Source organism: Erwinia persicina NBRC 102418 (assembly GCF_001571305.1).
In the GTDB taxonomy this organism is placed as follows: domain Bacteria; phylum Pseudomonadota; class Gammaproteobacteria; order Enterobacterales; family Enterobacteriaceae; genus Erwinia; species Erwinia persicina.
The window spans coordinates 13,584-26,468 of record NZ_BCTN01000011.1; the positions used below are offsets into that span (position 1 = coordinate 13,584).

At 56.1% G+C, this 12,885-nt stretch carries 11 protein-coding genes; 4 read left to right on the top strand and 7 right to left on the bottom strand.

What is annotated here, in order from left to right:
- Positions 1 to 56 precede the first annotated feature (56 nt).
- Genes EPE01S_RS13210 through EPE01S_RS13230 form a run of 5 tightly spaced genes read right to left on the bottom strand, consistent with a single transcriptional unit; the run spans position 57 to position 4,431 of the window.
- Positions 57 to 908, bottom strand: a complete 852-nt coding sequence (locus EPE01S_RS13210; RefSeq protein WP_062745829.1) for a class II fructose-bisphosphate aldolase — start codon at positions 906 to 908, stop codon at positions 57 to 59.
- Between the two features lie 9 nt (positions 909 to 917).
- Positions 918 to 2,009, bottom strand: a complete 1,092-nt coding sequence (locus EPE01S_RS13215) for a PTS fructose transporter subunit IIC (RefSeq protein ID WP_062745831.1) — start codon at positions 2,007 to 2,009, stop codon at positions 918 to 920.
- A 21-nt stretch (positions 2,010 to 2,030) separates the two neighbouring features.
- Positions 2,031 to 2,345: a PTS fructose transporter subunit IIB gene (locus EPE01S_RS13220; RefSeq protein WP_062745833.1), complete on the bottom strand. Its 315-nt coding sequence runs from the start codon at positions 2,343 to 2,345 to the stop codon at positions 2,031 to 2,033.
- A 20-nt stretch (positions 2,346 to 2,365) separates the two neighbouring features.
- Positions 2,366 to 2,836 (bottom strand): PTS sugar transporter subunit IIA, encoded by a 471-nt coding sequence (locus EPE01S_RS13225; RefSeq protein ID WP_062745835.1) that lies wholly within the window; start codon positions 2,834 to 2,836, stop codon positions 2,366 to 2,368.
- Positions 2,837 to 2,847: 11 nt separating this feature from the next.
- Positions 2,848 to 4,431, bottom strand: coding sequence for a BglG family transcription antiterminator (locus EPE01S_RS13230; RefSeq protein ID WP_062745837.1), 1,584 nt, complete (start codon positions 4,429 to 4,431; stop codon positions 2,848 to 2,850).
- Positions 4,432 to 4,834: 403 nt separating this feature from the next.
- Here EPE01S_RS13230 and parC point away from each other — a divergent pair, with 403 nt between their 5' ends.
- The 3 genes from parC (at position 4,835) to ftsP (ending at position 9,536) form a co-directional block, all read left to right on the top strand.
- Positions 4,835 to 7,111 carry a DNA topoisomerase IV subunit A gene (parC, locus tag EPE01S_RS13235; protein ID WP_062745839.1) on the top strand — a complete coding sequence of 759 codons (2,277 nt, stop codon included), beginning with the start codon at positions 4,835 to 4,837 and terminating at the stop codon, positions 7,109 to 7,111.
- A gap of 122 nt (positions 7,112 to 7,233) precedes the next feature.
- Positions 7,234 to 7,971, top strand: coding sequence for a 1-acylglycerol-3-phosphate O-acyltransferase (locus EPE01S_RS13240; RefSeq protein ID WP_062745842.1), 738 nt, complete (start codon positions 7,234 to 7,236; stop codon positions 7,969 to 7,971).
- A gap of 137 nt (positions 7,972 to 8,108) precedes the next feature.
- On the top strand, positions 8,109 to 9,536 hold the full coding sequence (gene ftsP / locus EPE01S_RS13245) for a cell division protein FtsP (RefSeq protein WP_062745844.1): 1,428 nt from the start codon (positions 8,109 to 8,111) through the stop codon (positions 9,534 to 9,536).
- Between the two features lie 95 nt (positions 9,537 to 9,631).
- On the opposite strand, the gene dkgA is transcribed toward ftsP, so the two are convergent.
- Positions 9,632 to 10,456 (bottom strand): 2,5-didehydrogluconate reductase DkgA, encoded by an 825-nt coding sequence (dkgA, locus tag EPE01S_RS13250; protein ID WP_062745846.1) that lies wholly within the window; start codon positions 10,454 to 10,456, stop codon positions 9,632 to 9,634.
- Positions 10,457 to 10,542: 86 nt separating this feature from the next.
- Positions 10,543 to 11,700, bottom strand: a complete 1,158-nt coding sequence (gene yqhD, locus EPE01S_RS13255; RefSeq protein ID WP_062745848.1) for an alcohol dehydrogenase — start codon at positions 11,698 to 11,700, stop codon at positions 10,543 to 10,545.
- Positions 11,701 to 11,879: 179 nt separating this feature from the next.
- On the opposite strand from yqhD, the gene EPE01S_RS24190 reads away from it, so the two are divergent.
- A complete protein-coding gene (locus tag EPE01S_RS24190; protein ID WP_062746101.1) occupies positions 11,880 to 12,773 on the top strand; it encodes an AraC family transcriptional regulator in 894 nt (297 codons plus the stop codon).
- The last annotated feature ends 112 nt before the right edge of the window (positions 12,774 to 12,885 follow it).

Here is a 12,885-nt window from a genome sequence, read left to right on the forward strand (position 1 = left end):
CCTGCATCAGTGAAGGTCACTGACGGAATGCAGGGTGAACGGAATCGGATCAGGCGTTACGCTTTACCCACGGCGCCAGACCAGTTGAGATACTCAGTAACCACTTCGCGACAGGCAGATTCCATCACCGCCATCAGATCGGGGAGCTCCGCCTGAGGGTGCTGTTTTAGGGCCTGTTGCAGTGCGCTTTTTCCGGCTTCAAACACCGCCGCACCAACGTTAATCTTTGCCACACCGTGCTGGCTGACGCGGCGAATATCCCCGGCCTGGGTGCCGCTGCCGCCATGCAGGGCCAGCGGTAGCGTTGAGGCGCAGTGCAGCGCCTCCAGTCGGGTAAAATCAATCTTCGGGGTCACGCCCGCAGGGTAAAGACCGTGAGCGGTACCGACCGACACGGCCAGCAGGTCAATGCCAGTTTGCGTGATAAACGGCACCACATCGGCCACCCGGGTCATCTTGACGCTGGCATCCTGCAGGTCATAGACCGGTGCATCAGCAATATGGCCCAGCTCACCCTCCACGCAAACCCCGGCGGTGTGCGCCATCTGCACCACCTGCTGAGTCTGGCGGATGTTCTCCTCCAGCGGAAAAGCGGAGGCGTCAATCATCAGACCGGTGAATCCGGCGCGAAAGCACTGACCAATCAGGCTAAAGTCGCGGCCGTGATCAAGACTGAGGGCTACCGGTACGCTGGCCTGCTCTGCCAGCGCCCTGACCAGCGGCAGCGCGACCGCCGGTGGGAAGTGTTCGCAGTGCCCCTGATAGATATTCAGGATAATCGGGGCGCGCTGTGCACTGGCGGCGTGAATGGCCGCACGCGCGCTTTCCAGGTTGAAGCAGTTAATGGCTAACACCGCGTACTGTCGCTGAAAGGCATCGGCAATCACGGCTTTCATTGAGGCGTACATAACAACTCCTTATTCCAGAGTGAATTTAATGTCTTCGTCGCGCAGGCTGCCATCATCGACGTCGTTGAACTCTTCATCGGCTTCTGTCACGCGCTTTTTAATCAGCGACAACATCACGCCGCAGATAACAGTGCCAATTCCCAGCGCCAGGCAGAACATCACGGGCTTAGTGAACAGCGGGACGACAAACATGCCACCGTGCGGCACCGGTGCCTCAACGCCCCAGACCATAATCAACCCGCCAGCAATGGCCGACGCCACGACACAGCTGCCGACCACGCGAAACAGGTCGCGTGCCGCAATCGGGATCACCCCTTCGGTGATCATGCAAAGCCCCATCGGAAAGGCCGCCTTCAGCGCCTCTTTTTCGGCGCGAGTGTACTTGTTGCGCGTCAGCAGGAAGGAGAGGGTGATACCAAACGGAGGGATCATCGAACCGACAAACTTCACGGCTTCCGGGCCGTAAATACCATCGACCAGCATGCCGTCAGCGAACAGCGACATGGTTTTATTGACCGGCCCCCCAAAGTCAAAAGTGGCCATGGCGCCAAGGATCGCCCCCATCAGAAACTTCGATCCTCCCTGCATCGACTCCAGCAGATGGATCAGCGCTTTCTGTAGCCAGACGATCGGCTGACCAATAAAGGTCATCATCAGTAGCCCGGCAATGACCGTGCTCAGCACCGGCAGGATCATCACTGGCATCAGTCCCTGCATCGACGCGGGAAGTTTGATGCTGCGCTTAAGGACAAGCACGGTGTAGCCCACCAGGAAGCCGCCCAGAATACCGCCGATAAACCCGGTGCCAATCTGCCCGCAAATAAAACCGACGATCAGGCCCGGTGCAAAACCCGGGCGGTCGGCAACCGACCATGCGATAGCGGCGGAGATCAGCGGGACGATCAGGCCCATTCCCCAGCCGCCGATCTGATTCAGCATCCATGCGACGGTCCCGGTCTGTTTACCGACGTCGGGGCCGCCGATCACCTGACCGAGCGCAATGCAGATCCCGGCGGCGACGATCAGCGGGATCATCCATGAGATCCCGGTCAACAGATGTCCCTTAATCTCTTGTCCCAGTTTTTTAGATTGACTGTTCATGGTGATCTCCCCTCAGAGTGGTCAGGCGCGTGCGAGCGAATCGGCCACTTTTTCAAGGAATTTCACCGGGGACTTAATCACAACATCGGTTTTTACCCGTACCACCGGTTTACCCTTAAAACGTTCCTCGCCGTTGATTTTGATATCCACCGCCAGGATCACCACGTCAGCGGCAGCGATATCTGCCGCACTCAGGGGATTCTCGGTACCGATGGTGCCCTGGGTTTCGACCAGGATGTCGAAGTGGAGCGCCTTCGCGCCTTTAATCAGTTTTTCTCGCGCGATATAGGTATGCGCGATGCCTGCCGTGCAGGCGGCCACACAAACAATTTTCATGGTATGCCTCGTCTTCAGGGTTAACAGAGGTCTGTTTCCGCGTACTGGCTGAACAGTTCGATAATGCTGTCGGCATCCTGCTCTTGTAACAGTTGGGCTATCACGTCATCATCGGCCAGGGCACAGGCCACCTGAGACAGAAGGCGAATATGGGTGGTATTTTGATCTTCCATGCGCACCGCAAATAAAATAATGCAGCGTACTTCGCTGCCATCGAGCGTTTCCCACGGGATATCGGTGCGGGTGCGGCCAATAGCCAGTGTGGTCTGTTTTACCGCCAGTGATTTACCGTGCGGAATGGCAATATGATTCTCAAACCCGGTTGAACCTTCCGCTTCACGCAGCCAGACGTCGTGCATAAAATCCTCTTTCGAGGTCAGGGCACCGTCCTCATACAGCAAATCAGTCAGTTCGCGGATCGCTTCGTCTTTACTGCTGGCGTTCATGTTTAATTTGACGCGCCGGGCGCTGAGAATCTTAGTGATATCCATCGGCAAACCTCTTAAATACAAGTTGAAAAGACGTGTTCTGACACCTTGATACGATCGGTTGCCTGCAGTAATTTGCTGGCAATGACCTTCTCGGTGACGCGCTTAATATCGTCATCGTTAAAAAAAGCCGATACGTACACCACGGGCAGCGGCTGCTCGGCCAGATGAATGGTTGAGATGATCAGCTCAATATCCTGCTGCTGGCAAAACGGGATCATTGTGCTGGCCGATACCACGCCAGCGACCACCCAGTCAGGGAACGCACGCAGAATGCGGCTTTTCAGCAGATGCGAAGTGCCAACACCGCTGGAACACACGATCAGGATGCGTTTATGGGCAATCTGCCGCTCCAGCGCAGCCTGAAAATGCACGGTCAGATAGCCAATCTCATCATCCGCAATCTCCGGTAACTGAAAGCGCTGGCACAGTTGCAGCACGGCGTGTCCGGTGAGCTGATAAATATCGCCCAGTTCCTGTTTAATATCCTCCAGCAGCGGATTGCGGATGCGAATATGGTATTTCAGCCGGTTAAGAAGGGGTTTAATATGAATCAACAGGCCTTCATGTAGCAGACGGTCGTCCTTGAGATTGATATTAATCACCTCAGAAAAAGTTGCGATTAAATCCAGCGTTAAATGACGTGATTCACTATTGGACAGTTGACAGTACAGCGGCGGATTGGCGGAATTTTCTTCAACCACAATGCCAGATGAAATAATATATTGGTAAACAAACCACACTTCATCGCACGGTAATGTATTGTTAATTCTTTTTTCAACCTGGTCGACCATTCCCTGTGCAATATTAAAAACGATTTCATCGGCTTTCTGATTAATGTTTTCTTCGCTAAGAATAAGTGGGTTCCCCAGTGCCATTCGGTGCATCATGATTAATATATGCGTAAAGAGATTAATATAATAAGGTTCCCCTAATGGATACGTTAACTGCTGTTCCATCTGCTGTAAAAGCTGCTGAACAAAAAGCACATCCTCTTCACCAAAATAGTGCGTCAGCGCTTTATAGCTGCCGGGATCAAGGCGTGAAGGGTTAACTGCTCCGGGTTCCTGAAAATTCATCACATCATTAATCAGCGAGGCCATGGCCTGGCGGATATGGTTTTCACTGCCTTCGATATGTGTTCCGCTCTGGCCACGTACCAGCGTCAGGCCAAGCGGGGCTATCCAGCTTTCAATGATTTTCAGATCGTTAACAATAGAGGCGCTACTGATAAAGTAGCGCTCTGACAGCTTACTGATCGACGTTTCCCGCGGTGTGTCGCTCAGAAGCTGCGAGGCAATTTTTACCCGCCGTGAATTATTCACCAGCGCCTCTGCGCTCCCTTCCTCTGGCGTAATCAGTTGCTCTAACAGCATTAAACGCTGACTATCGTCGACAATCAGCATAATACCAATGCCTGTCTTTTTATCAGTCGTGATATTCCACTCGGTTAATAATGTTTCGATAAACTGGATATCCCGATGTACCGTTTTTTCTGACACGGCCAGCCAGCTGGCCATATTTTTAACCGGGACATGTTCCTGATGTTGCAGCAGATACTTCAGCAATTTATGTTGTCGTGAGGTAAGTAGTTGCATCAGATCACCCTTAAGTTTTATTTATTTATCATTCCGGGTTGGATTTATCTTGTGCTGACTGAATGAGAGTAAATCTAGTTGCTGCCAGGCCAGCGGGCAATACTAAAGCTTGTCCCTTTGTGGGACAAAATTAAAACGACGTGGCGAGGTGAAATTATTTGAGAGGAAGATCACATTAACCTGGAGGGAAATAAATGTGATCCTGTTCTCATATTATTCCCTTTCTTCTTTCTGCTGCTCAACGCGTAATTTCGGCGCGAGCCCGTCACCCTTCGTTGCCTGCAGCCGGGCTTAACCGTTGATCCCTGTGACAGACCCTTATCAGATAAGGTACTATCCTCGCCAAACCTACCGCTGTGTGCCGCTGGCCCTTAACGCGCCGCGATGTGAGGAAGAGAGAACAATGACTGATCTGACGCAGGATGGTGCAGAGCGCCTTGCCCTGCATACCTTTACCGAGAATGCGTACCTTAACTATTCCATGTACGTCATCATGGATCGTGCGCTTCCTTATATTGGCGATGGCCTGAAGCCGGTTCAGCGCCGCATTGTGTATGCAATGTCGGAACTGGGGCTGAGCAACAACGCTAAGTTCAAAAAATCGGCCCGTACCGTCGGTGACGTGCTGGGTAAATACCATCCGCACGGCGACAGCGCCTGCTATGAAGCCATGGTGCTGATGGCACAGCCGTTCTCCTATCGTTACCCGCTGGTCGATGGCCAGGGGAACTGGGGGGCACCGGACGATCCAAAATCCTTCGCCGCGATGCGTTATACCGAGTCACGCCTGTCGAAGTATGCTGAAGTCCTGCTGGGAGAGCTCGGTCAGGGCACCGTCGATTATGTCCCTAACTTCGACGGCACGATGCAGGAGCCGTCAATGCTGCCGGCACGCCTGCCGAATATTCTGCTCAACGGCACCACCGGTATTGCCGTGGGGATGGCGACCGATATTCCACCGCATAACCTGCGCGAAGTCGCGAAAGCCGCCATTGCGCTGATCGACAGCCCGAAAACTACGCTTGATGAGCTGCTGGATATCGTTCAGGGGCCGGATTATCCGACAGAAGCGGAGATCATTACGCCGCGCAACGAAATCCGCAAAATTTACCAGAGCGGTCGTGGTTCGGTGCGGATGCGCGCGGTGTGGAAGAAAGAAGACGGTGACGTGGTGATCACTGCGCTGCCTCACCAGGTGTCCGGGGCACGCGTGCTGGAGCAGATCGCTGCCCAGATGCGCAATAAAAAGCTGCCGATGGTGGAAGACCTGCGCGATGAATCCAACCACGAAAATCCGACGCGCCTCGTGATTGTGCCGCGCTCCAATCGTGTGGATATGGAACAGGTAATGAACCATCTGTTTGCCACCACCGATCTGGAACGCAGCTACCGCATTAACCTGAACATGATTGGCCTTGATAATCGCCCGGCAGTAAAAAACCTGCTGGAGATCCTCAGCGAGTGGCTGGTGTTCCGCCGTGATACGGTGCGTCGCCGCCTGAACTTCCGTCTGGATAAGGTGCAGAAGCGCCTGCATATCCTCGGCGGTTTGCTGGTGGCGTTCCTCAATATTGACGAAGTGCTCCATATCATCCGCTCTGAAGATGAGCCGAAGCCGGTGCTGATGTCGCGTTTCGACCTCTCTGAAACCCAGGCTGAAGCCATCCTCGAGCTGAAACTCCGCCATCTCGCCAAACTGGAAGAGATGAAAATTCGCGGTGAGCAGGATGAACTGGAAAAAGAGCGGGCGTATCTGGAAGGGCTGCTGGCCTCTGAGCGCAAAATGAATACGCTGCTGAAAAAAGAGCTGCAGGCTGACAGCGATGCTTACGGGGATGACCGCCGTTCTCCGCTGCGCGAACGCGAAGAAGCGAAAGCGATCAGTGAAAGCGAGCTGGTGCCGTCCGAGCCGGTGACTATCGTGCTGTCACAGAGTGGCTGGGTGCGCAGTGCCAAGGGACATGATATCGACCCGGCAGGCCTCAGCTACAAAGCCGGGGACAGCTTCCGTGCCGCCGCGCGCGGCAAGAGCAACCAGCCGGTGGCCTTTATTGACTCGACCGGGCGCAGCTATGCGCTGGACCCGATCACCCTGCCATCGGCACGCGGTCAGGGTGAACCGCTGACGGGCAAACTGACGCCACCGCCTGGCGCGGTGATCGAACAGGTGCTGATGGAGGAGGAGGATCAAAAACTGCTGATGGCCTCTGATGCCGGCTATGGTTTTGTCTGCACCTTCAGCGATCTGATTTCCCGTAACCGTGCCGGTAAAGCGCTGCTGACGCTGCCTGCCAACGCCAGAGTGATGACCCCGATGGCGATCCACAGCAACGACGACCTGCTGCTGGCGATCACCAGCGCCGGGCGGATGCTGATGTTCCCGGTGGGCGATTTGCCGCAGCTGTCTAAAGGCAAGGGCAATAAGATTGTCTCGATTCCGTCGGCCCAGGCGGCCTCCGGTGAGGATAAGCTGGCCTGGCTCCTGCTGCTGACGCCGCAAAGTGACATTACGCTGCACGTCGGTAAGCGTAAACTGACGCTGAAAGCGGCCGATCTGCAGAAGTTCCGCGCCGAACGTGGCCGTCGCGGCACGCTGCTGCCGCGTGGCCTGCAGCGCATTGACCGGGTGGATGTCGATGGCCCGGCCCGTCCAGCCCCTGTGGATGACAGCGAAGAGTAATGCGCTCTGCCCGCCTGCGTATCACGGATACGCAGGCGGATGTGCTGTCAGAAAAAATAGAATAAGCTCAGGCGCGCCTGGCGCTGCCTGGCGCGATACCTGCAAGTGATAATGAGGTTGTTATGCTCGCTATTTTACGTCTTATGATCGTCGTGATTTATTCAATACTGTTATGTGTCTTTGGCTGTATTTACTGTTTGTTCAGTCCGCGCGATCCCCGCCACGTTGCCACGTTTGGCCACCTTTTCGGGCGTCTGGCTCCGGTGTTTGGCCTGAAAGTTGAGTTGCGGAAACCCGTCGGCGCAGAAGACTATCCCAACGCGATCTATATCTGTAACCACCAGAACAATTACGACATGATCACCGCGGCCAAAATGGTGCAGCCCACGACAGTGACCGTGGGTAAACGCAGTCTGCTGTGGGTCCCGTTCTTTGGTCTGCTCTACTGGCTCACCGGTAACCTGCTGATTGACCGGGATAACCGTGCTAAAGCACACGGCACTATCGGTGAACTGGTGGATCAGTTTAAACGTAAGCGGATCTCTTTCCTGATGTTCCCGGAAGGGACGCGCAGCCGGGGCCGTGGTCTGCTGCCGTTTAAAACCGGTGCCTTCCATGCGGCAGTGGCGGCGGGTGTGCCGATTATTCCGGTGGTGGTGTCAAATACGCACGGTAAAATTAAACTGAACCGCCTGAAAAATGGACTGGCGATTGTGGAAATGCTGCCGCCGGTTGACACGCAGGCCTTTGCCGAGCAGTCCGTGCGCAAGCTGGCCACCCACTGTCGCGAACTGATGTCAGCAAAGCTGGATGAGTTAAATGCTGAAGTTGCCGCACGGGAAGCGTCAGGTAAGCTATAAATTAACGCAGTGGCCGTGACGACGGCGATGTCGTTTGTATTTTGACGGCAGCACATCTCGCGGATACACAGCCCGCGCATAATGATAAAAATGGAATACGGTCGCTGTGGCGGCCGGTTTTGACTTACGGAGAGGGTATGTCCTTCAGTCGACGTCAGTTTATTCAAGCCTCGGGTATTGCCCTTTGTGCCACTGCTGTTCCTTTCAGCGCCCGCGCTGCCGGGCAGGCCAGCGCGCTACCCGTTCCTCCTTTAATTGAATCACGTCGCGGACAGCCGCTGTTCCTGACGCTGCAGCGCAGCCACTGGTCTTTTAACGGCAGTAATAAAGTGCCGGTATGGGGCATTAACGGCCACTATCTTGGCCCGACGGTGCGCGTATGGAATGGCGACGACGTGAAGCTGATCTACAGCAACCGCCTGAATGAACCCGTCTCCATGACGGTGAGCGGTCTTCAGGTGCCCGGCGTGCTGATGGGCGGCGCAGCGCGCATGATGTCGCCAGGGGTAGACTGGGCACCGGTGGTGCCGATCCGTCAGTCAGCGGCCACCTGCTGGTATCATGCCAATACCCCGAATCGCATGGCGCCCCACGTTTACAACGGGCTGGCGGGCATGTGGCTGGTGGAAGATGAGATCAGCAAATCCCTGCCCATCCCTAACCATTACGGGGTGGATGATTTTCCGCTGATTATTCAGGATAAACGGCTGGATAATTTTGGCGCAGCGGAATATGACCCGCCGGGCAGCGGTGGGTTTGTGGGGGACACGCTGCTGGTCAACGGCGTGCAGAATCCGTATCTGGAAGTCTCCCGCGGCTGGGTACGCCTGCGCCTGCTCAATGCTTCAAACGCGCGCCGCTATCAGCTGCGGATGAGCGACAGCCGGCCGTTCAATGTCATTGCCAGCGATCAGGGTTTTCTGCCTGCACCGGTGGCGGTAGAGCAGCTGTCGCTGGCACCGGGTGAACGGCGCGAAATCCTCGTGGATATGTCCCAGGGCGATGAAGTGTCGATTACGGCCGGCGAGGCCGCCGGCATTGTTGACCGCCTGCGCGGCTTCTTTGAACCGTCCTCTATCCTCACCTCGACGCTGATCCTGACGCTGCGTCCCACCGGCTTGCTACCGCTGGTGACCGACAATCTGCCGATGCGGTTGCTGGCAGATCAGGTGATTGAGGGGGCCGTCAGCCGCACGCGTGAGTTCCGCTTAGGCGACTCAATGCCGGGCATCAACGGCGCGCTGTGGGATATGAACAGGATTGATGTGCAGGCGCAGCAGGGGAGCTTTGAGCGCTGGATTATTCACGCCGACCTGCCGCAGTCATTCCATATTCAGGGGGTGATGTTCCTGATTAAAAGCGTGAACGGGGCACAACCCATGGCGGAAGATCGCGGCTGGAAAGATACGCTGTGGGTGGACGGTGACGTGGAGCTGTTCGTGTCCTTTACCCAGGCCTCGTCCGAGCATTTCCCGTTTACCTATTACAGCCAGACGCTGGAACTGGCCGATCGCGGGACGGCGGGGCAGCTGGCGGTGAGCCCGTCACCGCAGCCTATGGGTTAAGGTGCTGCGGTGACGGGCTCAGCATTGCCGTCAGGCGTGCCGCAGCGGGGAAATGAGGACGACCTGTTTTCCGTCGTCCCACGCGCTGCCTCCGCTTAATTCAGCTCATCCGGGTCCGGCCCCAGGCGGTTCCCCTCATCCAGTGCTGCAATCTCACTGATTTCCGTTTTTTGCAGGCGGAAGTCGAACACCTTAAAGTTCTCTTCAATGCGCGAAGGCGTGACCGATTTCGGGATCACCACCAGACCACTGTCGAGGTGCCAGCGGATCACAATCTGAGCCGGCGTTTTATCGTATTTCTTCGCCAGCTGTTTGATCACGTCTTTGTCGAAAACGCCTTTGCCGCCCTGGGCCAGCGGGCTCCAGGATTCAGTCTGGATCTGATGCAGGGCATTCCAGGCATGCAGCGTGCGCTGTTGCAGCATCGGATGCAGCTCCACCTGGTTGATCACCGGGCTGACGCCGGTTTCATCCAGCAGGCGCTTCAGGTGCGGCTCGTTGAAGTTACAGACGCCGATGCTTTTCGTCAGCCCCTGCTTTTGCAGTTCAATCATCGCTTTCCACGCTTCAACAAAGTTGTCCTTTGCCGGGCAGGGCCAGTGCATCAGATAGAGATCGACGCTGTCGAGCTGCAGTTTCTTCAGGCTGGTTTCCAGTGCCTGAGGCGCGTTAAGCTGATCGTCATTCCACAGCTTGGTGGTCACGAAGATATCCTCACGTGCCACGTCCGTTTCCTGTAATGCCTGGCCGATACCCTCTTCGTTCTTATAGATGGCGGCGGTATCAATGGAGCGATAACCGACGGAGAGTGCTTTCACGGCGGCGGCGCGGGCCTCATCAATACTGGCCTGCCAGACACCCAGGCCAAGCTGGGGCATCATATTGCCATCGTGCAGTTTAATAATCGGTTGATCTGCCATGTTATCTCCTTATCAGCGTGTGAACCGGTGCGCGGGCACCGGTTAATGACTCTAAGTCTAGTTGATACACAGGACTCGGGGAGGGATTAACGGGCATCCAGATAAATCTGACGGCTGACCTCAGGGGAAATATCCTGATGTTCACCCAGTGCGGTCAGGCCTTTTTCCTCCAGCTTTTTCAGCAGCTGCGGGATTGAAGAACCGTCGAGCTGATAGTCCCTGAAGCGCGTCGGTACGCCCATCTGCTCAAAGAAATTGCGGGTGGCGGCGATGGCGGCATCGATGCGCTCTTCATCGTTGCCGTCGTTTATCCCCCAGACGCGGGCGGCGTACTGCAGCAGCTTCTTACGTTTGGTCGCGCGCTGAATATTCATCAGCGAGGGCAGGACGATCGCCAGCGTTTGGGCGTGATCCAGCCCATGTAACGCCGTGATTTCGTGGCCCAGCATATGCGTGGCCCAGTCCTGCGGCACGCCGGCCCCGATCAGACCGTTCAGCGCCAGGGTCGCGCTCCACATGACGTTGGCGCGGACGTCGTAATTTTCCGGTTCGGCCAGTGCTTTCGGGCCTTCCCCGATCAAGGTCAGCAGCAGACCTTCGGCAAAACGATCCTGCACGCAGGCCTCGACCGGATACGTCAGGTACTGTTCAATCGTATGCACAAACGCATCCACTATGCCGTTGGCGATCTGGCGCGGCGGCAGGCTATAGGTATAAACCGGATCCAGCACGGCAAAGCGCGGGAAAACATGATGGCTGCGGAAGGCCTGCTTATCCTGAGTGGCACGGCGGGTGATCACCGCACTGCGGTTAGACTCTGAACCAGTGGCAGGCAGCGTCAGCACGGAGCCGATCGGCAGTGCCTGCTGGATGTCTGTGCCACCTGTTTGCAGAATATGCCACGGGTCCTGCGGATAAAACGCGGCGGCGGCGATAAACTTGGTGCCGTCGAGCACGGATCCTCCACCGACGGCCAGCAGGAAGGTGATCTTTTCACGCTTCACCACCTCAACCGCCTGCATCAGCGTTTCAAAACTGGGGTTAGGCTCAATACCGCCGAACGCCTGGACGTCGAAGCCCTCGAGGGCGTGATACACCTGCGCCATCACGCCGTTGTTTTTCACGCTGCCACCGCCGAAGGTGACAAGCACTCTGCTGCCCGCCGGAATTTCAGCAGCCAGATGGGCGATCTGCCCCTGGCCGAACAGAATACGGGTCGGGGTATGCAGAACAAAATTATTCATCACGGGCAATCCTGTTGAAAGGGGTATCGGCTGGATCCGGCGTTCAATTGTCGCCAGCGGCCGGGCATGGCTCAATGCTCATTTCTGCCTGTTTCTTGCCTGATCCTCCAAAGGGGTGGAGAAATACCGGAACCAGGGCGATGATACGCCCGGGTTTCATTCTGCAGGCGGGAATCAAAATGGATAGACAGGCAATCTGCGCCCGGCTGGCGCAACAGGTCATCAGTCTGGTGACCGGCGATAAACATCAGGTGGCTCCGGTGCCGGGGATCTCCCTCATACACGCTGACCGTTACTGGGCACGCCAGCCGGTGATGTATCAGCCGGCCATTGTGATCCTGTTTCAGGGGCAGAAAACCGGCTATCTCGGCAACAGCGTATTTCAGTATGACGCCACCAAGTATCTGATGCTTACCGTGCCGCTGCCGTTTGAGTGTGAAACCTTCGCCACGCCGGAACAGCCGCTGGCGGGACTGTCGCTGCGCGTCGATGCGCTGAAGCTGCAGGATCTGCTGATTGATATCGGGGACGACGACGGCTTTCGTCCAGAGCCGCAAACGCGGGGTATTCACTCGGCGCTGCTGACCGAAGCGATGCTGTGCGCGACCGAACGGCTGCTGGACGTGATGCGCCATCCGCGCGATGCCCGCGTACTGGGCCCGCAGATTGTGCGTGAAATTCTCTACCACGTCCTGCAGGGGCCCTGTGGCGGCGCACTACTGGCGCTGGTCAGCCGGCAGACCCAGTTCAGCCAGATTGCCCGTGCGCTGCGCCGCATTGAGCACCACTTTACCGACAATCTCAGCGTTGACCTGCTGGCGGCCGAAGCCAATATGAGCGTCTCGGCGTTTCACCATAACTTTAAAGCGGTGACCAGTACGTCACCACTGCAGTATCTGAAAAGCTATCGCCTGCATCAGGCGCGCATGATGATGTTGCAGGAAGGAATGAAGGCCAGCGTCGCGGCCATCCGGGTCGGCTATGAAAGCCCGTCGCAATTTTCACGCGAATTTAAACGCTACTTTGGCGTCACGCCAGGCGAAGAGATGTCCCGGATGCGTCAGGTGGGGTAGGTGACGATCCGCCTGGGGGCATTATATCAACGGTTTAGCGGGAAAAAAATTAACAACACGTTGATAATTAGTAAGAAAATCTAAATAAAATAATGTATTGAGAAGATACTTA